The 23,222-nt window shown below is 65.8% G+C and carries 17 protein-coding genes and 1 pseudogene; 8 read left to right on the forward strand and 10 right to left on the reverse strand.

Features of this window, described 5'->3' with window-relative positions; all coding sequences use genetic code 11:
* The first annotated feature begins 39 nt into the window (after nt 1-39).
* From AC0ZJQ_RS09890 to AC0ZJQ_RS09900, 3 genes are read left to right on the forward strand one after another with little or no spacing between them, the layout of a single operon-like run.
* Complete coding sequence (locus tag AC0ZJQ_RS09890) at nt 40-792, forward strand: endonuclease/exonuclease/phosphatase family protein (RefSeq protein ID WP_476477769.1); 753 nt, start codon at nt 40-42, stop codon at nt 790-792.
* On the forward strand, nt 789-2,054 hold the full coding sequence (gene clsB / locus AC0ZJQ_RS09895; RefSeq protein ID WP_476476576.1) for a cardiolipin synthase ClsB: 1,266 nt from the start codon (nt 789-791) through the stop codon (nt 2,052-2,054). Before AC0ZJQ_RS09890 ends, clsB begins: the two co-directional genes overlap by 4 nt.
* The gene (locus tag AC0ZJQ_RS09900) at nt 2,051-3,037 is read left to right on the forward strand and encodes a lysylphosphatidylglycerol synthase domain-containing protein (RefSeq protein WP_476476577.1); all 987 of its coding nucleotides are present in this window, start codon (nt 2,051-2,053) and stop codon (nt 3,035-3,037) included. Before clsB ends, AC0ZJQ_RS09900 begins: the two co-directional genes overlap by 4 nt.
* Nucleotides 3,038-3,089: 52 nt before the next feature.
* Here the strand turns inward: AC0ZJQ_RS09900 and AC0ZJQ_RS09905 are convergent, their stop codons facing one another.
* Entirely contained in the window at nt 3,090-4,862 is a 1,773-nt protein-coding gene (locus AC0ZJQ_RS09905; RefSeq protein ID WP_476476578.1) for a PQQ-dependent methanol/ethanol family dehydrogenase, read from the reverse strand.
* Nucleotides 4,863-5,151: 289 nt separating this feature from the next.
* Here AC0ZJQ_RS09905 and AC0ZJQ_RS09910 point away from each other — a divergent pair, with 289 nt between their 5' ends.
* Complete coding sequence (locus AC0ZJQ_RS09910) at nt 5,152-6,390, forward strand: ABC transporter substrate-binding protein (RefSeq protein WP_476476579.1); 1,239 nt, start codon at nt 5,152-5,154, stop codon at nt 6,388-6,390.
* Nucleotides 6,391-6,472: 82 nt separating this feature from the next.
* Here the strand turns inward: AC0ZJQ_RS09910 and AC0ZJQ_RS09915 are convergent, their stop codons facing one another.
* From AC0ZJQ_RS09915 to AC0ZJQ_RS09940, 6 genes are all read right to left on the reverse strand, one after another.
* On the reverse strand, nt 6,473-7,648 hold the full coding sequence (locus tag AC0ZJQ_RS09915; protein ID WP_165594577.1) for an NAD(P)-dependent oxidoreductase: 1,176 nt from the start codon (nt 7,646-7,648) through the stop codon (nt 6,473-6,475).
* Between the two features lie 302 nt (nt 7,649-7,950).
* The gene (tpx, locus tag AC0ZJQ_RS09920; protein WP_476476580.1) at nt 7,951-8,451 is read right to left on the reverse strand and encodes a thiol peroxidase; all 501 of its coding nucleotides are present in this window, start codon (nt 8,449-8,451) and stop codon (nt 7,951-7,953) included.
* An 89-nt stretch (nt 8,452-8,540) separates the two neighbouring features.
* Nucleotides 8,541-9,884: an alanine/glycine:cation symporter family protein gene (locus tag AC0ZJQ_RS09925; protein WP_155551877.1), complete on the reverse strand. Its 1,344-nt coding sequence runs from the start codon at nt 9,882-9,884 to the stop codon at nt 8,541-8,543.
* Between the two features lie 266 nt (nt 9,885-10,150).
* Nucleotides 10,151-13,819 (reverse strand): translocation/assembly module TamB domain-containing protein, encoded by a 3,669-nt coding sequence (locus tag AC0ZJQ_RS09930; RefSeq protein ID WP_178091726.1) that lies wholly within the window; start codon nt 13,817-13,819, stop codon nt 10,151-10,153.
* Complete coding sequence (locus AC0ZJQ_RS09935; RefSeq protein WP_008567150.1) at nt 13,816-15,540, reverse strand: autotransporter assembly complex protein TamA; 1,725 nt, start codon at nt 15,538-15,540, stop codon at nt 13,816-13,818. The genes AC0ZJQ_RS09930 and AC0ZJQ_RS09935 overlap by 4 nt, the downstream gene beginning before the upstream one ends.
* Before the next feature lie 112 nt (nt 15,541-15,652).
* Entirely contained in the window at nt 15,653-16,300 is a 648-nt protein-coding gene (locus tag AC0ZJQ_RS09940; protein WP_008567149.1) for a GNAT family N-acetyltransferase, read from the reverse strand.
* Between the two features lie 175 nt (nt 16,301-16,475).
* Here AC0ZJQ_RS09940 and xthA point away from each other — a divergent pair, with 175 nt between their 5' ends.
* Both xthA and AC0ZJQ_RS09950 read left to right on the forward strand, forming a co-directional pair.
* Entirely contained in the window at nt 16,476-17,288 is an 813-nt protein-coding gene (gene xthA, locus AC0ZJQ_RS09945) for an exodeoxyribonuclease III (protein ID WP_008567148.1), read from the forward strand.
* A gap of 145 nt (nt 17,289-17,433) precedes the next feature.
* Nucleotides 17,434-18,804, forward strand: a complete 1,371-nt coding sequence (locus AC0ZJQ_RS09950; protein WP_051018661.1) for a phosphate ABC transporter substrate-binding/OmpA family protein — start codon at nt 17,434-17,436, stop codon at nt 18,802-18,804.
* A 56-nt stretch (nt 18,805-18,860) separates the two neighbouring features.
* Here the strand turns inward: AC0ZJQ_RS09950 and AC0ZJQ_RS09955 are convergent, their stop codons facing one another.
* Complete coding sequence (locus tag AC0ZJQ_RS09955) at nt 18,861-20,087, reverse strand: acyl-CoA dehydrogenase (protein ID WP_054094783.1); 1,227 nt, start codon at nt 20,085-20,087, stop codon at nt 18,861-18,863.
* Nucleotides 20,088-20,233: 146 nt separating this feature from the next.
* Here AC0ZJQ_RS09955 and AC0ZJQ_RS09960 point away from each other — a divergent pair, with 146 nt between their 5' ends.
* Entirely contained in the window at nt 20,234-21,151 is a 918-nt protein-coding gene (locus tag AC0ZJQ_RS09960) for a LysR family transcriptional regulator (protein ID WP_008567145.1), read from the forward strand.
* 19 nt (nt 21,152-21,170) lie between these two features.
* Here the strand turns inward: AC0ZJQ_RS09960 and AC0ZJQ_RS09965 are convergent.
* Nucleotides 21,171-21,647: pseudogene (locus tag AC0ZJQ_RS09965) on the reverse strand (gluconokinase); the annotation flags it as partial.
* Nucleotides 21,648-21,835: 188 nt separating this feature from the next.
* Here AC0ZJQ_RS09965 and AC0ZJQ_RS09970 point away from each other — a divergent pair.
* Complete coding sequence (locus AC0ZJQ_RS09970) at nt 21,836-22,114, forward strand: peptidylprolyl isomerase (RefSeq protein ID WP_003289747.1); 279 nt, start codon at nt 21,836-21,838, stop codon at nt 22,112-22,114.
* Nucleotide 22,115: 1 nt separating this feature from the next.
* On the opposite strand, the gene zapE is transcribed toward AC0ZJQ_RS09970, so the two are convergent.
* Nucleotides 22,116-23,213: a cell division protein ZapE gene (gene zapE / locus AC0ZJQ_RS09975; protein ID WP_165594418.1), complete on the reverse strand. Its 1,098-nt coding sequence runs from the start codon at nt 23,211-23,213 to the stop codon at nt 22,116-22,118.
* Nucleotides 23,214-23,222: the final 9 nt, after the last annotated feature.

The following is a 23,222-nucleotide window of genomic DNA, read 5'->3' on the forward strand; positions in this document are numbered from 1 at the left end:
AAAGACCACCTGCTCGATACCAGCGATCTTGACGCCCACATGGCCACCGCCGTGCACTCGATTCACGTGCTGACGGTGAACACCCACAAGGGTTTTACCGCGCTCAACCGGCGCTTCATTCTCCCGGAGCTGCGCGAGGCCGTGCGCGCGGTGTCGGCGGACATCGTGTTTCTGCAGGAGGTGCTCGGCACCCATGAGAAGCACGCGCTGCGCTTTCACGACTGGCCGCAGACGCCGCAGTACGAGTTTCTCGCCGACAGCATCTGGACCGACTTCGCCTACGGCCGTAACGCGGTGTACCCCGACGGCGACCACGGCAATGCGCTGCTGTCGAAATTCCCCATCCTGCGTTACGAAAACCTCGACGTGTCCATCGCCGGTCCCGAGCGCCGCGGCCTGCTGCACAGCGTGCTGCAGGTGCCCGGGCACGCCGAATTCCATGCCATCTGCGTTCATCTCGGGCTGCGCGAAGCGCATCGTGCGCAGCAGCTGGAGCTGCTGTGCGATCTGCTCGACAGCCTGCCCGAAGGCGCTCCGGTAGTGGTGGCCGGCGACTTCAACGACTGGCGGTTGCGCGCGACGCGGACCCTGGATCGCTGCGCCGGCCTGCACGAAGCCTTTGCCGTCGGCCACGGCCAGGTCGCCAAGACCTTCCCGGCACGCTGGCCGATGCTGCGTCTGGACCGCATCTACGTGCGCAACGCGGCCACCCGCGGCGCCACGATTCTGGGCACCAAACCCTGGACGCACTTGTCGGATCATCTGCCCCTGGCGGTGGAGATACAGCTATGAACTTCCATTGGCGAGACGGAAACCGACTGCAGTTGTTGGAGAACGGCGAGGAGTTCTTCCCCTCCGTGTTCGAGGCCATCGCCAGCGCGGAGAAAGAGGTGCTGCTGGAGACCTTCATCCTGTTCGAGGACAAGGTCGGCGCCGAATTGCAGCGCGCGCTGATCCGCGCCGCGGAGAACGGCGCCAGCGTCGATGTCACCGTGGACGGCTATGGCTCGGCCGACCTTCACGGCGAGTTCGTCATGGCAATGACCCAGGTCGGTATTCGCATCCACATGTTCGACCCCGGCAAGCGCTTTCTTGGCACGCGGCTGAACGTGTTCCGCCGCCTGCATCGCAAGATCGTGGTGGTCGATGGCGAGGTCGCCTTCATCGGCGGCATCAACTTCTCCGCCGACCATCTGGAGGACTTCGGCCCCGCCGCCAAGCAGGACTACGCCATGCGCGTCGAAGGCCCGGTGGTGCACGACATCCACCGCTTCGCCATCGCAGCGCTGGGGCCGGTCCGGGCGCCGCGCCGCTGGTGGCAGCGGCGGCCGTACACCCAGGCCAGCGGCTATGCCGGCACCAGCCGCGGCGAGGCGCGGGCGCTGCTGGTGACGCGCGATAACGACGAGCATCGCAACGATATCGAGCAGCAATACCTGCAAGCGATTCGAGATGCACGCTCCAGGCTATTGATTGCCAACGCTTATTTCTTCCCTGGCTATCGCGTGCTGCGCGAGATCCGCAACGCCGCGCGACGCGGTGTGCGGGTGCGGCTGATCCTCCAGGGCGAGCCGGACATGCCGATCGCGAAGTTCGGTGCGCGCATGCTCTACAACTACCTGATGCGCGACGGCGTGGAGATCCACGAATACTGCCGCCGCCCGCTGCACGGCAAGGTCGCGCTGGCCGACTACGAATGGTCGACGGTGGGTTCGAGCAACCTCGATCCGCTGAGCCTGTCGCTCAATCTGGAAGCCAACCTGATCATTCGCGACCACAGCTTCAACCGTCAGCTGTACGAGAAGCTAGATACGCTGATGCAGCACCACTGCCGGCGCATTCCGCTGGAGCGCATGGTGCGCGGCTACTGGTGGCGCGCGCCGCTGGCGTTCCTGATCTTCCATTTCCTGCGGCACTTCCCCGAGCTGGTCGGGCTGTTCCCGGCGCACAAGCCGAAACTCAAGCCGATCGATCAGGTGATCGCCCCGGCGACGGTCGAGGCACCACCCTCGGCCGTGCCAACCGCCCAACCCTTGCAGCGAGAGCATCAATGAGTCATTCCCATGCCGCGCAGCGCAGTGGCTGGCGCAAGCGCTGGCCGCTGCTGAAGAAGATCCTCACCTACGTGTTCTTCGTCCTGGTGGTCGTACTGCTGGTCAGCCTGGCACGCACGCTGGACTGGCAGGAAGTCCTGCGCACGTTACGCAACTACAAGGCCGAGACACTGTGGATGGCCGGGGCGGCGATGCTCGGCAGTTACGTGGTGTACTGCTTCTTCGACGTGCTGGGTAAACGCTATGTGCGTCACGCGTTGCCGGTGCGGCAGATCCTGCCGGTAACCTTCGTCTGCTACGCGTTCAATCTCAACCTCAGCGCCTGGGTTGGCGGCATCGCGCTGCGCTACCGGCTCTACTCGCGCCTGGGCTTGCGCCCCGCGCAGATCACCCGGGTGTTCACCCTGAGCCTGCTGACCAACTGGCTGGGCTACATGTGGCTGGCAGGCCTGATCTTCGCGATGGGTTGGATCACCCCGCCGCCGGAATGGGAAATCGGCGCTACGGCGCTGCGCCTGCTCGGCGTGGTGCTGATTGGCGTGTGCCTGGTCTACCTCGGGCTGTGCGGATTTTCCAAGCGGCGCTCGTGGACCATCCGTCGACACGAGATCGAGCTGCCCTCACTGCGCCTGGCACTGGTGCAGCTGCTGCTGGGGGCATTGAACTGGGGACTGATGGCGCTGGTGGTGTACTTCATGCTGTCGCAGAAGATCGCCTATCCGCAGGTGCTCGGCGTGCTGATGATCAGCAGCATCGCCGGCGTGGTGACGCATATTCCGGCCGGGCTGGGGGTGATCGAGGCGGTATTCGTCGCCCTGCTGTCGGACCAGATGAGTCGCGGGGCGATCGTCGGCGGCCTGATCGGCTACCGGGTGGTGTATTTCCTGATTCCGTTGTTGTTCGCCACGCTGGTGTACGTGTTGCTCGAAGCGCGGGCGAAGAAGCTGCGGCGCAACAACCGCTCCGACGCGCCGGCAGCCTGAAAAATGAAAAGGCCGGCTACTTGAGCCGGCCTTTTCGCTTGCGGTTACACGATCAACGCTTGGCGACCATGTCCTTCGGCAGTTTGAAGGTCCACAGCGTACCGCCCTGGTTGAAGTCCTTGATGCGCTTGGCGACTTCGCCGCCCCACAGCGGGACCGCACCACCCCAACCGGACAGCACGGAGACGTACTGCTCGCCGTCCATTTCCCAGGTGACCGGGGAGCCGATCACGCCGGAGCCGGTGTTGAACTCGTACACCTTCTTGCCGGTCTTGGCGTCGAAGGCCATCAGGTAGCCTTCCGGGTTGCCGGTGAACACCAGGTTGCCCTTGGTGGCCAGCACGCCGCCCCACAGCGGTGCGTAGTTCTTGTAACGCCAGACTTCCTTGCCGGTCTTCGGATCGATGGCGCGCAGTACGCCGATGTATTCTTCGTTCAGCGGATGGATGGTGAAGCCAGCACCCAGGTAGGCCGCGCCTTTCTTGTAGGCGACGTTCTCGTTCCAGATGTCCATGCCCCACTCGTTGGACGGCACGTAGAACAGCCCGGTGTCCTGGCTGTAGGCCATCGGCATCCAGTTCTTGCCGCCAAGGAACGACGGTGCAACGAATACCGACTTGCCCTTCTCGGCGCCCGGCGCGCCGGGACGGTTGGCTTCGTCGTAGACCGGACGGCCGTTCTTGTCCAGGCCCTTGGCCCAGGTGATCTTGTCGACGAAGGGGAAACCGCGGATGAACTTGCCGTTGGTGCGGTCCAGTACGTAGAAGAAGCCGTTGCGGTCGGCCGTGCCAGCAGCCTTGATGGTCTTGCCGCCTTCCTGATAGTCGAAGGAGATCAGCTCGTTGACGCCGTCGTAGTCCCAGCCGTCATGCGGGGTGGACTGGAAGTGCCACTTGATCGAGCCGTCATCCGGGTCGATGGCCAGACGCGAGGAGGAATACAGGTTGTCGCCCGGACGCAGGTGCGAGTTCCACGGCGACGGGTTGCCGGTACCGAACAGCAGCGAGTCGGTGTCCGGGTCGTAGTAACCGCCCAGCCAGGTGGCTGCGCCACCGGTCTTCCACAGGTCGCCCGGCCAGGTCTTGCCGGCTTCGCCGCCGGAGATGCCGCTCTCGACCTTCTTGCCATCCTTCCAGACGTAGCCCATGTGGCCTTCGACGGTCGGACGGGTCCACAGCAGCTCGCCGTTCTTCGGATTGTAGGCTTCCACCTTGCCCACCACGCCGAATTCACCACCGGATACGCCGGTGATCAGCTTGCCTTTGACGATCAGCGGCGCCGCAGTCAGCGAGTAGCCGGCCTTGTAGTCGGCGACGGTCTTCTTCCAGACCACCTTGCCGGTGTCCTTGTTCAGCGCGACCAGCTTGGCGTCGAGGGTGCCGAAGATCACCAGGTCGTCATACAGAGCCACACCACGGTTGATCACGTCGCAGCACGGCATGATGCCGTCGGGCAGACGCGCGTCGTACTGCCACAGTTCCTTGCCGGTGCGTGCATCGACGGCATAGACACGCGAATAGGAGCCGGTGATGTACATCACGCCGTCCTTGATCAGCGGCTGCGCTTCCTGACCGCGCTGCTTCTCGCCGCCGAGGGAGAAAGCCCAAACCGGACGCAGCTGCTGGACGTTCTCGGTGTTGAGGGTGCTCAGCGGGCTGTAGCGCTGGCCCTGCAGCCCCATGCCATTGGTGACGATCTGGTTGGTGGTTTTGGCGTCGTCGAGGATTTCCTGGTCGGTGACGGCCCAGGCCGACAGGCTGGACATCGCCATTGCAGCGCATAGCGCCGTCAGGGCGAAGGGCTTGCGAAGACCGGTGTGCTTCATTGCGGCTACCTCTGCGGGTTCATTGTTATGCCGGGAAATTTTCCCGGTCTGTTGCAGATTCTTGGTTCGCCCCGCCCCAGCAACAATTGCCCGCAGTGTCGATTTTCCTCCTCCCTTGGTAGCAATACCGTGCCGCAGGCCGCGCCACATCTGGGCTGGCGGCGCGAGATGGCACCGGGCCTGCACCGGCTCGGCACCGAAGTCGCATGCGTTTGGCCGGAAAAGACTATTTCGACGCACCGCGGCGCCGCCTACAACGTGCAGTCCCCCGCTCACAAGGAAACGAGCCATGTTCCGTCACGCCCTGGTTGCCCTGTTACTGTTCTGTGTCGTCGCGCCGCTGCAGGCCGCCGAGCCGCTGCGGCTGGGTTTGAACTACCCGAGCACCGGCAACTACAAGTCCGAAGGGCTGGAGCTGCGCCGCGGCGCCCTGCTCGCCATCGACCAGATCAACAGCCAGGGTGGCGTGCTCGGCCGGCCACTGCAGCTGATCAGTCATAACTCCGCCGCCCGTGCTGAGAAGGCCGTGGCCAACGTCGAGCGCTTTGCTGCGCAGAACGTGCGCATGGTCTTCGGCGGCGCCAACAGCGAAGAAGCCCTCGCCGCCGGCCAGCGCGCCCGCGAGTTGGGTCTGCTGTATTTCCCAACGCTGGCCTACGCCAACGAGATCACCGGCCACGACGGCCATCGTCATCTGTTCCGCGAATCGAACAGCGCCTGGATGAGCGCCAAGGTGCTGGGCCAGTACCTGAGCTGGCACATGCCCAACCGTCGCTATCACTACATCAGCCTCGACGACGCCTGGGGCGCCAGCATGGAGCAGGCGCTGCGCGAAGCGACCAAGAGCCGCGACCGCGCCCGCCACGGCTACTCGAAGATCGCCGCGCACGGCGCGCGCCGCAGCGACTATCTGGCAGCCCTGAAGAAGGCAGCCACCAGCGAGGCGGACATGCTGGTGATCGTGCTGCTGGGCCAGGACCTCGTGCAGACCATGCGTCTGGCCAATGACATGGGGCTGGGCAAACGCATGCAGGTCATCGTGCCGAACCTGACCCAGAGCATCGTCGAGCAGGCCGGGCCGCTGGTGATGGAGAATGTGATCGGCACCGAGGCGTGGAACTGGCAGGTGCCCAAGCTGGAGAAGAGCGTCGAGGGTCAGGCCTTCGTCGACGAGTTCATCCGTCAGCACCAGGCCTACCCTGGCAGCACCGCAGCCACCGCCTACGGCATCGTGCGTCAGTGGGCCGCCGCCGTGCAGCGCGCCGGCAGCGCCGACAGCGAAGCGGTGATCGCCGCCCTGGAAAACCATCACTATCGCCTGCTCAAGGACGAGCAGTACTGGCGCGATTTCGATCACCAGAACGTGCAGACCATCTATGCCGTACGGGTGAAGAATCGCAGCGAGATCATGCAGGACCGCTTCAAGCAGGACTATTTCACCATCATCCACCGCATGGCAGGTGAGGAAGCCGCGCCGGGGCTGGACGACTGGCAGCAAGAGCGCGGCGACGATCTGACCCTGCAATGAAGCGCGATGAAGCCCGATAACCAGCGCGAACACCAGAACGCAGAAGGCCGCTCGCGGCGGCCTTCCACTAGTCAGCGGTGTTTCAGCCGCCGATGGCGACCATGCCCATGGGCGGCAGCAGCGATGCATCCCACTCTGGCGTCGACTTGACCGGCGCGCGGCGCTGCTCCATCACGATATCCAGCGCACGACTGGGCAGGATATCGATGTCGTCGAAGGTGATGATCTGCCCCGGCTCCACCGCCCGGCGCAGCGCGGTCTTGCGCAGCAGGCCGATGGGCACGTGGTTGGGATGCTGGTCGAGCTTGATCGCCTCGCCACGGAACTGGAAACCACCGATGCCGCGCTCGATCAGCTCGCCCGGCTTCATCGCACGCTTGGCAATGGCCGCCACGCCCAGCGTCGGCGCGGTCGAGTTGTTCAGCAGCACCCCGCCACCGGCGAGTACCCGCCGTACCGTCTTGCCGACTTCCAGCGAACACAGATGGAACGGCCGCACCAGCGTGTAGTACGGCCCGCGGCCGAGCTTGAAGTACTCGATCGCCGGCGCTTGTTCGGCGTCGTGCCGGCAAACCAGGAACACGCCGCCAGCGGCATAGCCGGATGGCACCACGTAATCGACGATCGGCTGGCCGAGGCGCTCGGCCATCATGCCGAGCAGGCTGGCGCTGTCGTCCAGATTGGTCGACGCCAGGCCCTCCAGGCCCTGACGGGTGATGGTGGCACCCAGGCCGTTGCCGACGATCACCTGTTCGATCTGCACCTTGGTGCCGTCGGTGAAGGACGTCGTCTGGTCGATGCTGATGCCCTGGCGATTGGCCCAGTAAGCCATGTCCTCGGGCGACGGATCATGGTTCAGATAGCCTTTCATGTTGCCGTAGACCAGCGGCTGGAATCCCATCTGCAGCGCATCTTCATGCAGCGCCGCAAGCGAGCCGGGCTGGTCGCCTTCGGCTTCGGTGAGAAAGCCCTTGCCGGCCAGGTAGGAACCCGTGGTGACCTGCAGTTCCGCGTTCACCGTCACCACCGGCAATCCGGCCTGGAATGCCCGCTCGATCACCTCCGTGCCGTGGAACACGTCACCGCTGCATTCGACCAGCAGATCGCAATGGTCGATGAGCTCATCGAGCGAATTGGTGAGTCGCTCGGCAAGAGGAAAATCGGTCAGTGTGGCGAGCGGTCGTCGCGTGAGGACACGCGAGATTTCCATGTCTTGATAGTGCTGCTTGATCAGCCGAATAAAACCCCTGGCGATCATCCCGGTACCGCTGACACCAATCTTTTTTACGTGCGAGGTGGGCATAAAGTGAATCCATTCTTTGGCAATCAGCTCTATGACCGCTGTGGGGCAAAAAGATTTTGCTGGCTGGCAGATTAATCGTGTTTTGCCACTACGCGGGCCTGGGCACCATCCGAATCGATGGTAACGGGGGGAACGCTAGCCGCTAGCGCAGCGGCCTACCAATTGAGCGCGACAGGCGGCGTCGGTGTGGTCGCTGGTTTTATGTCGTCAGAAAGAGAACGGACGCCGCGTTGCACGGCATCCGTCATGAACAGCTATTAGCCGAGTACTGCGAGCGCGGCGTTGTAGTCCGGCTCCTGGCCGATTTCGCGGACCAGCTCGCTGTGCAGCACGCGATCCTGCTCATCGAGCACGACTACCGCCCGTGCGGCGACACCCGCCAGCGGGCCGTTGGCAATCGCCACGCCGTAATCGACGAGGAACTCGGCACCACGCATGGTGGACAGGTTCACCACGTTCTCCAGCCCCTCGGCGCCGCAGAAGCGCTTCTGCGCGAACGGCAGGTCCGCCGAGATGCACAGCACCACGGTGTTCTGCAGCGCATTGGCCTTGGCGTTGAAGGTGCGCACCGAGGTCGCGCAGGTCGGCGTATCGATGCTCGGGAAGATGTTCAACACCTTGCGCTTGCCGGAAAAGCTGCCCAGTTCGACATCGGCCAGATCGTTGCCGACGAGGCGGAATGCCTTGGCCTGCTGGCCGGTTTGCGGAAAGTCGCCGGCCACCTGGATGGGGGTACCGTGCAGGGTCACTTCGCTCATGGATTGTTCCTTTTTTTGATAGACACGCATAGGTGAAACCGTACCGCGCGGACACGCCGCGCGGCAGGACAGACAACGGACACGCGGCCTCAGCGGCGCGCGAAATATTCCCGGGTCAGCTTGAGCACTACCGGGCTCAGCAGCAAGAGCGAAATCAGGTTGGGGATGGCCATCAAGCCGTTCAGCGTGTCGGCCAACAGCCAGGCGAAATCCAGCTGGGCGATGGCGCCGAACGGCACGGCAACTACCCAGATCACCCGGAACGGCAGGATCGCCTTGGTGCCGACCAGGAACTCCCAGCACTTCTCGCCGAAGTAGCTCCAGCCCAGGATGGTGGTGAAGGCAAAGACCACCAGCGACAGCGTGAGGATGATCCCGCCGACACCCGGCATGGCCGACTCGAATGCCGCCGCGGACAATGCCGAGCCGCTCTCGCCGCTGGTCCAGACGCCGGTGCAGATGATCGCCAGGCCGGTCATGGAGCAGACGATGATGGTATCGATGAAGGTGCCGAGCATGCCGATCAGCCCCGAGCGTACCGAACTGGAGGTGGTACCCGCCGCCTGAGCGATACCGGCCGTACCCAGCCCGGCCTCGTTGGAGAAGATGCCGCGCGCTACGCCGAAACGGATCGCCGCCATCACTGCCGCACCGGCAAAGCCGCCAGTCGCGGCGATCGGCGTGAAGGCGTGGGTGAAGATCAACTCGAACGTCGCCGGCAGCGCCTCGGCGTTGACCACCAGCACCACGATGGCAGCGATGATGTAGGCCGCGCACATGAACGGCACCAGCGAAGCGGCAACCACGCCGATCCGACGGATGCCGCCGAGAATCACCAGGCCGACGATCACCATCGTCGCAACGCCGGTGACCCACAGCGGCACCGCGAAGGTGGTTTCCAGCGCATGCGCCATGCTGTTGACCTGCACCATGTTGCCGATGCCGAAGCCCGCCAGGCCACCGAAGATGGCGAACGCCGTGCCGAGCCAGACCCACTTCTTGCCCAGGCCGTTCTTGATCGCATACATCGGTCCGCCGACGTGTTCGCCGCGGCTGTCCTTCTCGCGGTAATGCACGGCCAGCACCACCTCGCAGTACTTGGTGGCCATGCCCACCAGCGCCGTGCACCACATCCAGAACAACGCACCGGGGCCGCCGAGGAAGATCGCGGTGGCCACGCCGGCGATATTGCCGGTGCCCACCGTCGCGGCCAGCGCGGTCATCAGCGCCTGGAACGGGGTGATCTCACCGCTTTCGTCGGCGCCCCGGCTGCGGCCGCGCCACAGCAGAGCGAAGCCGGTGCCGATACGCAGCAGCGGCATGAACTTGAGCATCACCATCAGGATCAGGCCGGTACCGAGGATCAGCACCAGCATCGGCGGTCCCCAGATGAAAGCGTTTACGTCATTGACCAGGTTTTGCAGGAATTCCATTCGATGCACCTTTTGTTCTTGAGCGGGAGCCTTGGATTACGCGACCGTCCGGTGCCGATCATCGGCGCGGCGAGGTCCCAGAAGGCTTGCGAGACGACGCAAATGCTAGCACCGCACGATATCGCTGCGAGTCTTGAATCACGCTGCTTTGGCGATTTTTCGACAGTCCGATCCAGACTAGACGGTCAGGATCGTAATCACTGACGAGCACCAATCTGGACGGGCGTCGAACGGGCGCCCCGGACTGAGTACGACAACGCCTCCGCTCAGAAATCGCGCCGATAGAACAGATCGAGCGAACTGGCCAGACCGCTCGCCGCCTCGAGGAACAGGCGCCGGGTCAACTGATAGCGCAGCGCGATGGTATTGGAAGGTTCGAACACCCCGACTCCGTAACGCAGCGTCAGGCGCTCGGACAGCCGGCCGCTGGCGACCACACTGGTGGCGGCGCCGCTGCCTTCGGTATCGAGCTGGAATTCCTCGATCCCCAGGCGCTGCGCCAGTCCGCCGGTGATCGAGGCACTGCCGGCCAGCCCGAGCCCCAGCGCGGCCTGGGCCAGCAGGTTGCTGTCGCCGCTGTCGGCACCCAGCGGCCGGCCGAGCACGAGATAGGACAACGCCTGCTCCTGACTCATCGCCGGCTCGGAGAAGACGTCCACTCGGGGCTGCTCGGCGCTGCCGGTGATGCGCAGGCCGGCCACCACGTCATGCGCCTGAACGGTGCGGATCGCCTCGATATCCAGATACGGCTGGGTGAGCACGCCGGTGAACAGCAGCTGCGCGCGACGGATGGTCAGGCGCTGGCCGTAGGCGCGATAGCGGCCGTTGTTCAGATTCAGCTCGCCGCGGGCATCGAGGTTGTCACCAATGTGCAGACGGCCGGCAAGATCCGCGGTGAGACCGAAGCCTGCGAAGCGCAGGCGCTCCTGGCCGACCTCCACGTCGATGTCCATCTTCACTGCCAGCGGCGTCTGCGCCGGCGCCTGCTCGGTACCGACGATGCGTGCGTCCTCGGAAACCTTGACCGTCGCCGGTGGCAGCTCGCGCACCGTGATCGCGCCACGCGGGACGCGCACCGTTCCGGTGATCGCCAGCTGCTTGTCCGCCAGACTGATACGCAGCGCGGGATCGACTTCCAGATCGGCATAGGGCTCGACCACCACCGGCAGGCGTTCGCCAGTCAGGCGCAGATCGAGGTCCGGCGCGGCGTGCCAGTCCAGCGTGCCGCTCAACGCACCACGCCCCTGCTCGCCGCTGCGCCAGTCGCCGTCGATCCGCAGCCGCTGACCATCGATCAGCAGACGTGCCTGCAATTGCTCCAGCGTCACGGGCAGTTCGCTGCCGGCAACCTCGCCGCCGCTCAGGCGCAACTCCCCTTGTAGCTCGGGCTCCTGCAGGCTGCCCGCCAGCCGTCCGCTGCCGTTCAGTTCGCCTTGCAGGCGTTCGACCATCGGCGCGAACGGTCGCGCGACCGCCAGATCGAGGCCACGCAGGCGGAACTCGCCCTCCAGCGGCTTGAGCGCACGGCGCGGATCGATGCGCGTGCTGACGTCCACTTCACCCAGCTCGCCGCCATCGAAGCGCAGCTGACTGTCGATGCGCTCGGGCCGCAGGCGGCTGTCGAGCGTCAGCGTGCGGTACGGAAAATCGTGCCAGGCCTCTCCCTCGCGCAGGCGCAGCACACCGGCGCCGGCGTCGATGCGCAGCTCGCCGTTCGGCCCGGCGGCCGGCAGATCCAGGTGCAGATCGGCGTTCAGCTCGCCCTGCCAGGCAAAATCCTCGGGGAAGAAGCCGGCGAGACTATCCAGCGGGAAATCACGCAGCCGGTAACGCAGTTGCGGTTCCGGCAGCAGCCGCTGCTCCTCGGCGCAGAGCGATGCCGGGGCGTCCAGCCAGCAGTGTGCGCCCAGCTCCACGCGGCCATCGGCGCTCCGGCGGATCGCCGCCGGGCTCTGCAAGGCCCAGCGCTGTTCATGGGCCTGGAGCGTCGCGCGCAGCAGGCGGCCTTGCCAGTCGGCATCCTGCAGGCTGCCGTCGAGCGCGGCGGCGAGATCCAGCGTCGGCCCATCGAGCCGTAGCTCAGCCTGATGACGCGCGCGCGTGCCGCTGGCATCGAGCTGCAGCTTGCCCATGTCGTTGTCGCTCAGCTGCAGCGCGTCGGCGACCAGCCGCAGCGTCGCCCGTTCGCCTTCGCCAAGCGCCGCATCGAGACGCAGGCGCTCCACCCGGTTGGCCTGATAAGCCAATGCCCGTCCGTTCAGCCGCGCCGAACCCTGTGGCGCGACCGCGGTGCCGGCCAGTTGCACCAGACCGTCGAGCTGGCCCCGGAGCCCGGGCCAGAGCTGTGCCAGACGCGGCAGTTGCACACTCAGTTCGCCGTCCAGCTTCTCGCTCCAGCGCCCGGAGCCATGAATACGATTGGCCCCGACGCGCAAGTCGAGGCGCGGGACGTCCCAGCTCGGGCCCTGCCCGGCCGCCGAGAGTTGCAGCTGGCTCGACTGGCCGCGCAGCTGGCCGGCAAGGTCCAGCTCCGCCTCGGCCTGCAGCGTTTCGTCGCGCAGTGCGCCACGGCTCCTGAGCGTACCGCCGAGCTGGCCGGGCAGCTGCGCCAGCCAATACGCCGGGTCCAGCTCGCTCAGTTGCAGGTTGGCCTTCCAGTCGACGCCATCAGCGAAACCGACGCTCAGGCTGCCGGTAGCGGCACCCTGCCCAGCGCGCAGTTGCAGCTGCGGCAGGTGTACCACTTCAAGGTTGCCACTGAGCGGGCTGTCCAGGCTGAAATCGCCGGCCGGACCGCTCAGCGCCGACTCGAAGTGACCAAGGTAGGCGCCATCGTCGTACTGCAGCTGAGCGTCCAGCTCACGCAGGCTGACCGGTGGCGGCTCTGCCAGCGGGTAGAGTCGCTGCCAGGGAAAGTTGCGCCAGGCCAGGTTCGCCTCGCCGGCCAGCGCCTGCTGCCAGTCGAGCTGGCCGGCGAGGCGCACGTACTGCCCGTCGCCAGCATCCAGTTCGAGCACCTCGAGTGTCGCGCCGCTGGCCTTGACCAGACCGTCCAGCGCCAGTCGCACCACCCCGCCCTCACCCGGCAATTCGGCGTTACCGAGCAGCCGATAGCCGTCCTGCAGGTCGCCGCTGGCGGTCAGTTCGACGGCGTCCAGGCGCAGGCGGTCGGGCAGTTCCGGTGTGGCGCGAAAGCCCTCGGCCTGCAGGCGCAGGGTCGCCGGCAGGTGCTCGGCCAGCGGTTGCAGGTAGCCGCTGAGCGTGCCGTCGAGATAGCCGCGGCTGTCGACGGCGAGCGCCAGCCGGTCGCGCAATTCACCATCGAGGCGCAGCGCCAGCGTCCACGGCTGCCCTTCGATCAGGCCGAGCTGCGCCTCGCCAACCAGCGCCAATGGCCAGGCGCCGCTCGGTTGCAGGCGTCCACTGAGCTGCAGCTCGCCATCGGCGCGGCGCAGGTGCAGCGCCTGGATATCCAGCCCCTCGCCTCGCCAGTCGGCGCGTAGCTGCAGGCCCTGCACTTGTTCGACGTCGTTCAGCCGAACACGGCCGAGTTCAATGCGCTCCACGCGCAGCGCCAGTGGCAATTGAATGTCCGGCAGGCTGAACGGCGTGCTGTCGGTATCTTCGGCGCCCGGCGGAAAATGCAACTGCACGTCTTCGGCAACCAGCTCGTCGATGCACAGCGTCAGCCGCAACAGGCAGCCCGGCGACCAGGCGAAGCGCGGCGCGAGCAGCTCGACGCCTTGCTCACCCTGCTGCCAGAACAAGCGCTCGGCCTGCCAGCGCCCCGCGAGATGGCCGGCAAACCCCTCGACCTGCACCCCCGGCACGCGCTGGAGCAGCCAGCGGCTACCGGCGGTGGTGCCGAACAGCCCGCCCAGCGCCACGCTGAGCAGGAGCAGCAGTGCAAGCAGCGACCAGCCGAGACGCTTCACAGCTCCGGCCCCATCGAGAAATGCAGGCGCACGCCAGTATCGCCGTCCAGCGGGTGGGCCAGATCGATGCGAATCGGTCCGACCGGCGACACCCAGCGCAGGCCGACGCCGACGCTGCTCTTGAGCGTCGGGAAGTCCAGCGAGTTGAAGGCATTGCCTTGGTCGACGAAGGTCGCTACACGCCAGCGCTCGGCGATCGAATACTGGTATTCGGCGCTCGCGGCGAACTGGTAGCGGCCGCCGATGCGATCGCCGTCGGAGTTGGTCGGCGACAGGCTCTGATAGTCGTAACCGCGCACGCTCTGGTCACCACCGGCGAAATAGCGCAGCGACGGCGGCACGTTGACGTACTCGTCGGTCCAGTTGCCGCCCAGCTGCACGCGGCCGAGCAGACGATGGCGTTTGCCGAGCGTAGTCAGGCCGCGCAGCTGGGCGTTGGCGTGTACCAGATTGGCATCCGACAGCACGCCGTCCTTGGCGGCCGCCAGCTCGAACTGCAGGCGATAACCCTCGCTGGGATCGATGCGGCTGTCGCTGCGCAGGTAGCTGTAGGCCACGCCGGGCATCAACAGCGTGCTCAGGCCGGAATCGTCGCCGAGGCGATACTCCTCGTGCTGCCATTTCAGCGAGAGCACGCGCTGCCAGCCGCTGGGCAGCTCGCTGTGCCATTCCGGCCCGAGCTTGAGCAGGCGGCTCAGGCTGTCGGTGTCGGCCAGCTCTTCGTACTGGTAGCCGGCGACGTAGCGCAGCTTGTCGGTCAGTGGCGGGTCCAGCGGCACGTCGTAGTACAGACCGACGTTCTGCCGCGGCGCCGACAGCTCGGTTTCCGCACCGTAGCTGTGGCCCTGCGGGTTGACCCAGTGGCGCGTCCAGTTCAAGCGCACGCGCGGCCCGACGTCGGTGGAAAAGCCCAGGCCGATGCCCATCGTGCGCGGCTTGCGCGTGGTCAGCTGGACGGCGACGGGAATCCGCTGCGTGCGCGCGCTGGCCGGGTTGGCGTCCACCCGTACGCCCTCGAAATAGCCGCTCGATTGCAGCGCGCGGTTCAGTTCGGCGATCAGGTCGGAATCGTAGGGGGTGTCGGCGGCGAACGGCACCATGCGCGCCAGCAGGTCCTCGTCGAAAGGCGTATCGCCGGCGAACTCCACCTCGCCGAGGCGATAGCGCGGGCCGCTGTCGAATACCAGATCGATATCGGCATAACCCTGCCGAGGGTCGATATCCAGGCGCTGTCGGCTGAAGCGACCATCGAAATAACCGTAGCGCGAGGCCTGGTTCAGCAGCTGCTGCTTGGTCTCTTCGTAGCGCCCGTGATCGAGCACCTCGCCGCTGTGCAGCCGTTGCGGCACACGGAACGTCGCCTGCTGCGCCGCCGGTCCCTCGACCTGCACACGCACGTTGCGCAGACGCACCGGCTCGCCGGGCTGGATGCGCAGGATCAGCCGCGGCGTCTCGCCGCCCTGTACCTGACTGTCGATCTGCGCCTGGTAATAGCCGAGCGCCTGCAAGGCCTTTTCCGCCTGGCGATGGGCGATGCGGCTGTAGCGCAGCAGTTCGCGCTCGTCACGCTCGCCCAGCGCACCGATGTAGTTCTCGACGTTCTGGCGCAGCGTGCGGTTGTCCGGCTCCAGCCGCACGTCCAGTTCCGCTGCCCAGGCGCTGGCGCAGGTCAGACAGAGAAGGACGGCGCAGGCGATGCTGCGTCTGATCGAGATCGGCATGGACAGGAATGCTAGCACCGCACGCTCTCGCATGCGGCATATGGCGGGACGGCGGACATGGACGGCAGCGTGGTGGTTTCGCCGGATGAGACCGGCGAAACCGCACGACAATTCACTCGACGATGGGATCGGACGCGGTGACGCGCTGCGGTGCGGGGTGGAAGAACACGTGCTCGATCACCGGGCCGATCGCGACCTGGCCGATTTCCTCGTAGCCCTGGCGCTCGTAGAAGTTGAGGTAGCGCGCGTTACCGGTGTCGATAACCAGCCCTTCGGAAGCCGGATCGTCGGCGCACCAGTTGTGCAGCGCTTCGAGCAGCCGCTCGCCGTAGCGCCGGCCCTGAAACTGCGGATGCACGCCCAGCAGCGGCAGCACATGGAACGCGCCGGGCGGCAGGCAGCTCAGCACCGTGGCGTGGTAGTCGAGATAGCACCGGGTGCAGCGCAGGCCGGCGGTCAGCAGCATGCGCAGGCGCCAGACCCAGCTTTCGGTGACGTCCAGGCGGCGCTGCGGCGGCGCGATCAGCGCCACGCCGATCAGCCGGTCCTCGAGAAACAGGCCCAGCGCCGGTTGGTCCTGCAGGAAGTGCTGGTTGACCAGCTCGCGCACCGTGGCGCGCACACGCTGGTCGTAGCCGGGGCGATCGACGTCGAACAGGTAGGCGAAGGTAGGGTCGTGGCGGTAGGCGTGGTACAGCAGGGAACGGGCTTCGCGGGCGTAGCCGCTGTCCAACGTCCTGATTTCCAACGTATCCGTCATGGTCGGCTCTCTTGTCGTGCGGTTGAGAAGCACGTTAGCACTGGCGTCGGGCCATTGCAGGCTTTCCGGTCGGTTGCGACTGGCCGGCACACGCTCGCTGGCGGGCCCGGCGAGGCCTGACAGGCTCAAAACGCCTGTTAAACTCTGCGTTTTTTCGCCGGAACCTGCTCTGCTCATGAAAATCGTCTCGTTCAACATCAATGGTCTTCGCGCGCGACCGCACCAGCTGGCGGCGCTGATCGACCGTCACCAGCCGGATGTCATCGGCCTGCAGGAAACCAAAGTCGCCGACGAGCAATTCCCCCAGGCGGACATCGAGGCGCTCGGCTACCACGTGCATTTTCATGGGCAGAAGGGACACTACGGCGTCGCCCTGCTCTCGCGCCAGGCGCCGCTGGAAATCCACAAGGGCTTTCCCGACGACGGTGAGGATTCGCAGAAGCGCTTCATCTGGGGCCGCTTCGCCGACGCCAGCGGCCAGCCGGTGACGGTCATGAACGGCTATTTCCCGCAGGGCGAAAGCCGCGCGCATCCGGTCAAATTTCCCGCTAAGAGCAAGTTCTACGCGGACCTGCTGGCGCTGCTCGAACAGCGCTTCACGCCGGGCGAGGCGCTGGCGCTGATGGGCGACTTCAATATCTCGCCGGAAGATTGCGACATCGGCATCGGCGAGGTGAACGCCAAGCGCTGGCTGCGTACCGGCAAGTGCAGCTTCCTGCCCGAGGAGCGCGAGTGGCTCGGGCGTCTCAAGGCCTGGGGCCTGCAGGACAGCTTCCGCACACTCAACCCGGCCGTCACCGACCGCTTCAGCTGGTTCGACTACCGCAGCCGCGGCTTCGAAGACGATCCGCGACGTGGCCTGCGCATCGATTACATCCTCACCACCGCGCCGCTGCACGCGCGGGTCCGCGACTGCGGCGTGGATTACGACATCCGCGCGATGGACAAGCCGTCCGACCACTGCCCGGTGTGGATCGACTGCGCCTGATGCCTCCGCCGCGTTTCGACGCGGCGTCAAGCCTCTGACCGCGCAACTGCCACATGGCTCACAGCCCGCGTCGTAGAGCGCCCGCTGTCATATTTCAGTCATCCAACTGACTTAATCTCGCGGCCTTCACAGGGGAGGTAGCGCGATGACATCACGGGTGGTGCTGGGCGGGTTATGCAGACGGGCGTTGTCACTGCTTGTGCTCGGTCTCGGTTGCAGCGTTTCGTTGCACGCCGTCGGCGAACTGCCGGTGGCGGACGACGGCAGCCCAGTGCTGCGGATTCACGGCTCCAACACCGTGGGCGCCAGGCTCGCGCCGATGCTGATCGCCGGCCTGTTCGAGGCCCAGGGCCTGAAAGATGTGCGCATCGAGCCGACCGGGGTGGAGAACGAACAGCGCATCGTCGCCAGCACTTCGGCGGGCGAACCCGTGCAGGCGACGGTGGCGGCGCATGGCACGGGCACCGGCTTCGCCGGCCTGAAAGACGGCAGCGGCGATCTGGCAGCGGCCTCGCGGCCAATCAAGAGTAGCGAGCGCGACGAGCTTGCCGCCCTAGGCGACATGCGCAGCGCCCAGGCCGAACAGGTCATCGCGATCGACGGCCTGGCCATCGTGGTGCACCCGGACAATCCCGTGCAGTCCTTGAACACCGCGCAGCTGGCCGGCCTGTTCGCTGGCGAGATCGCCAATTGGCGCGAGCTGGGCGGGCCGGATCTGACCGTGCAACTGCATGCCCGCGACAGCCGCTCCGGCACCTGGGACACCTTCAACGAACTGGTCCTGGCGCGCCAGGGCAAGACCCTCGCCGAACGTGCCCGGCGCTACGAATCCAACGACGATCTGGCCCGCGCCGTGAGCATGAACCCCGGCGCGATCGGCTTCACCGGCCTCGCCTCGCTGGGCAAGGCCAAGGCACTGGCGATTGCCGACGGCCAGTCGCAGCCGATGCCGCCGCACAGCGCGCTGGTCGCGACCGAGGACTATCCGCTGTCGCGCCGCTTGTTCCTGTATGCCCGCCCCAGTGACCAGACGCCCTGGACGCAGGCCTACATCGAGTTCATCCACAGCATCGCCGGCCAGCGCATCGTCGAGCAATCCGGCTACATCGCGCAGCATGTCGAGGCGGTCAAGCAGGTGCCGCAGGCCGACATGCCGGCCTTCTACCAGCAGCTGGCCAACGAGGCGCGCCGGCTGACCGTGAATTTCCGCTTCGAGGCCGGCAGCGCGCAGCTGGACAACAAGGCACAGCGCGATCTCGCACGGGTGGTCGACTACCTGCGCAGCCACGGCAAGCTCACCCACAGCGCGGTACTGGTTGGATTCGGCGATGCACAGAGCGATCCGGCGCGCGCCGCGCTGCTGTCCAAACTGCGCGCCATGACGGTGCGCCGCGAGCTGAACCGTTTCGACGTCTATTTCAGGGATATCAATGGGATGGGCGCCGAACTTCCCGTGGCTTCGAATGAAGGCAGCGGCCGGGTGAAGAATCGCCGGGTGGAAATCTGGGTCTATTGAACGCGAACGGGCCCGGCACGCCAGTGCAAGGCCCGTTCGACAGGTTGCTTGCTCGATCAATGGCCGCGCAGCAGTTCCCGCGGCACGTACTTGCCCAGCTCGTGCTTGCCGATCGAAGCGCGATGCACCTCATCCGGACCGTCGGCCAGGCGCAGCGTGCGCTGTCCGGCGTACCAGTAGGCCAGCGGGAAATCGTCGGAGACCCCCGCACCGCCGTGCATCTGGATAGCGCGGTCGATTACCTTCAGCGCCACATTCGGTGCCACCACCTTGATCTGCGCGATCTCGCTGGCGGCGACCTTGTTGCCGACCGTGTCCATCATGTGTGCGGCGTTGAGCGTCAGCAGCCGCGCCATGTTGATCTCGATGCGCGAATCGGCGATGTGATCGAGGTTGCCGCCCAGTCGCGCCAGCGGCTTGCCGAACGCCGTGCGCGCCACCGAGCGCTCGCACATCAGTTTCAACGCCCGTTCGGCGACGCCGATCGAGCGCATGCAGTGGTGGATGCGTCCCGGCCCGAGGCGACCCTGGGCGATCTCGAAGCCGCGCCCCTCGCCGAGCAGCACGTTCTCATAAGGCACCCGCACGTTCTCCAGCAGCACCTCGGCGTGGCCATGCGGCGCGTCGTCGTAGCCGAACACCGGCAGGTGGCGCAGCACGGTGACGCCCGGCGCGTCCATCGGCACCAGAATCATCGAATGCTGCGCATGGCGCGGGGCTTCCGGGTTGGTCAGGCCCATGAAGATCATGATCTTGCAGCGCGGGTCGTTGGCGCCTGAGGTCCACCACTTACGGCCGTTGATCACCCACTCGTCGCCCTCGCGCACTGCGCGGGCCTGCATGTTGGTGGCGTCCGAGGAGGCCACGCCCGGTTCGGTCATGCCGAAGCAGGAGCGGATCTCGCCGGCGAGCAGCGGCTGCAGCCATTGGCGCTTCTGCGCCTCGCTGCCGTAGCGCACCAGCACCTCCATGTTGCCGGTATCCGGCGCGGAACAGTTGAAGGCCTCTGGGCCGAGACCCGAGCTGCCCATGATCTCGGCGAGCGGCGCGTATTCCAGATTGGTCAGCCCGAAGCCCAGCTCGGAATCCGGCAGGAACAGGTTCCACAGCCCTTCCGCCCGCGCCTTGGCCTTGAGCTCCTCGACGATGGCGGTCGGTTGCCAGCGATTACCTTCGGCGACCTGCTGATAGAAAACTTTTTCGGCGGGGTAGACGTGAGCGTCCATGAACGCCTGCACGCGCTCTCTCAGCTCTTGAACCTTCGGGGAGTAGGCGAAATCCATGGGCGACAACCTTCTGGCAGGTAATGTTTTGTAGTTTTGGATGCTAGAGGAGGCCCTGAGATTTATCTAAGCTATTTTCCTCGTATATAAACATTCATCACCGATATATGATCGGCGAATTCCGATACACGCCGGAGAGCACAACAATGAACCTGAACAAGGTCGATCTGAATCTGTTCATCGTCTTCGATGCCATCTACACCGAGGCCAATCTGACTCGCGCCGGGCAGATCGTCGGCATCACCCAGCCCGCCGTGTCCAACGCCCTCGCCCGCCTGCGCGAGACCTTCAACGATCCGCTGTTCGTACGCACCGCGCAGGGCATGGTGCCCACGCCGATGGCGCAGAACATCATCGGCCCGGTACGCAACGCCCTGCAGTTGTTGCGGGTATCGGTGCAGGAGAGCCGCACCTTCAATCCGGCGCAGGCGAACAAGGTGTTTCGCATCAGCATGACCGACCTCACCGAGGCCGTGATGCTGCCGCCGCTGTTCCAGCGCCTGCGCCGCCTGGCGCCGAACGTGAAGATCGAGAGCATGCTGGCCAAGCGCCGCGAGACGACCAAGGAACTGGCCGCCGGCCGCCTGGATTTCGCCATGGACGCCCCGCTCAACACCGACCCGCAGGTACGCCACGTGCGTCTGCTGGAGGACCGCTACATCTGCGCGATGCGCCCCGGCCATCCGCTGGCCAAGGACAAGCTGAGCCTGGAGCAGTACTTGGGGCTGTCGCACGTGCATATTTCCAGCCGCCGCAGCGGTCTGGGTCTGGTCGACCTGGCGCTGGGCAAGATGGGCCTGCAGCGCAAGATCGCCCTGCGCTCGCAGCACTACCTGATGGCGACCCAGGTGATCGAACAGACCGACATGGTGGTCACCGTGCCGGAACGTTTCGCCCGCCGCCACAACCTGCATCAGGCCGATCTGCCGGTGGAAATCGCGCCGCTGGAGACCCACATCTACTGGCACGAAAGCACCGATCAGGACCCGGCCAACCGCTGGATGCGCGAACAGATGATCGAGATCGCCCAGCAGATCAGCGCGCGTCAGGACGTGCCGGCCTAGCAGCCAGCATCGAGCCTTCGCCGCGCAGCCAGTCGATGATCCGCTGACGCACCTCCTCGGGCGGCTGGCGAGCGTCCACGCTCAGCACGCCGGGTTCGCCGGCGGGCGATTCGAGCGTGGCGAACTGGCTGTCGACCAGGCTGCCCGGCATGAAATGTCCGACCCGAGCGCCAACCCGCTGGCGTGCCGTTTCCGGGTCGACGACCAGATGGACGAAGTGCAGCCCGGGCACCGCATCGCGCAGCACCTGGCGATAGCCGCGCCTGAGCGCCGAGCAGGCCAGCACGAAGCCGCAGCCATCATCGACGGCCCGCCGCATTTCATCGCCCAGCGCCTGCAGCCAGCCGATACGCTGGGCATCGGTCAGCGGCAGGCCGGCGCGCATCTGCGCAAGGTTTTCCGCCGGATGGAAGTCATCCGCCTCGATATAGCGCACGCCCAGCTCAGCGGCGAGCGCCCGGCTGGTCTGCGTCTTGCCGCAGCCGCTGACGCCCATCACCACCAGGGTCGGTTCGCGAGCGCTCGCCGTCATGTGTTCACCCCTAATGCGCTGGACAGGGTGATGGTGGCGGTATCCGCGGCGCGGGCGAAACTACCGCCCATCGTTCATGCAGCCAACGCGCCGGTCGACATCCGCGGCCAGCGCACTACAATCGCCAGCCCCGCAACCCGAGTACCCTCGCAATGCCCAAAGCCATGGCGCGCCACATTCTGGTCAAGACCGAAGCGGAAGCTGCGCAGCTGAAGAAGCGCATCGCCAATGGCGAGGCATTCGACGTGCTGGCGCGCAAGTACTCCACCTGCCCGTCCGGCAAGAAAGGCGGCGACCTCGGCGAGGTGCGCCCGGGGCAGATGGTGCGCAGCATCGATCAGGTGATCTTCAAGAAGCCACTGCGCGAGGTGCACGGGCCGGTGAAAAGCCAATTCGGCTACCACCTGGTGCAAGTGTTCTACCGCGACTGATTCAACCGAAGCGCCGCAACTGCATCTCGCGCAAGCGGCTGAGCGTGCGGCGGAAGGCGAAGGCCAGGTAGCCCTCGACGTACAGATCCTCAAGCGCCACCTGCGCCTCGATGTACAGCGGCACGCGGCGGTCGTAGCACTCGTCCACCAGCGCGATGAAGCGCCGCACCGCATCGTCATGCGCGGCCAGCCGCGGTAGCTGGCGGTCGCCGGCCTTGACCTGCGTGACCGCGTCCTCGGTGCCGCGGGCGATGCGTCCCTCGCGTTGCACGCCGCCCAGCTGGGGCACACCATCGAGCAGGATCGCCTCGTGGCGATCGCACAGTTCGATGAAATCCAGCGCGGAGAACGGCTGCTCGCACAGTTCGGCGAAACGACACCAGAGCACCCTGTCGCTACGCCGCTTCACCTGCAACAGACGATGGCCGAGTTCCAGCGGCGCGGCGCTGCCCTCGCCTTCGGCCAGACCCGCGAAGGCTCGCTGCAGCGCATCCGGCGCGGCGACCCAGTAACGCTGCAACGCCGCGCCGGGACGCAGGCGATGATCCGCACCGCCATCCACGTCGACGACATGCATGTGGCGCTCGATGGCCTCGATCGCCGGCAGAAAGCGCTCACGGTTGTAGCCATCGGCGTACAGCTGATCCGGCGGCTGATTGGACGTCGCGACGATGACCACGCCTTCCTCGAACATCACCCGGAACAGCCGTCCGAGAATGATCGCGTCGCCGATGTCGCCGACGAACAGCTCGTCGAAGCACAGCACCCGCACCTCGCCGGCCAACTCACGGGCCAGCGCCTGCAGTGGATCGGCCGTTCCGTTGAGCTGGAACAGGCGCATGTGCACCCAGCGCATGAAGTGATGAAAATGCTGACGCCGCGCCGATACGCGCAAGCTGGTATGGAACATGTCCATCAGCCAGGTCTTGCCGCGCCCTACCGGCCCCCACAGGTAGACACCGCCCGGCACCTCGCCCGCGTGCACCTGCTCATGGCAGTGCTGCAGCAGATCGACGGCGCGCAGCTGGGCGGCATCACTGACGAAACCCTCACGGGCGATGGCTTGCCGGTACAGGGCAAGTGGCGACGACTGATCCATGACTACGGA

It is taken from the genome of Stutzerimonas sp. 21-1 (genome assembly GCF_056336065.1).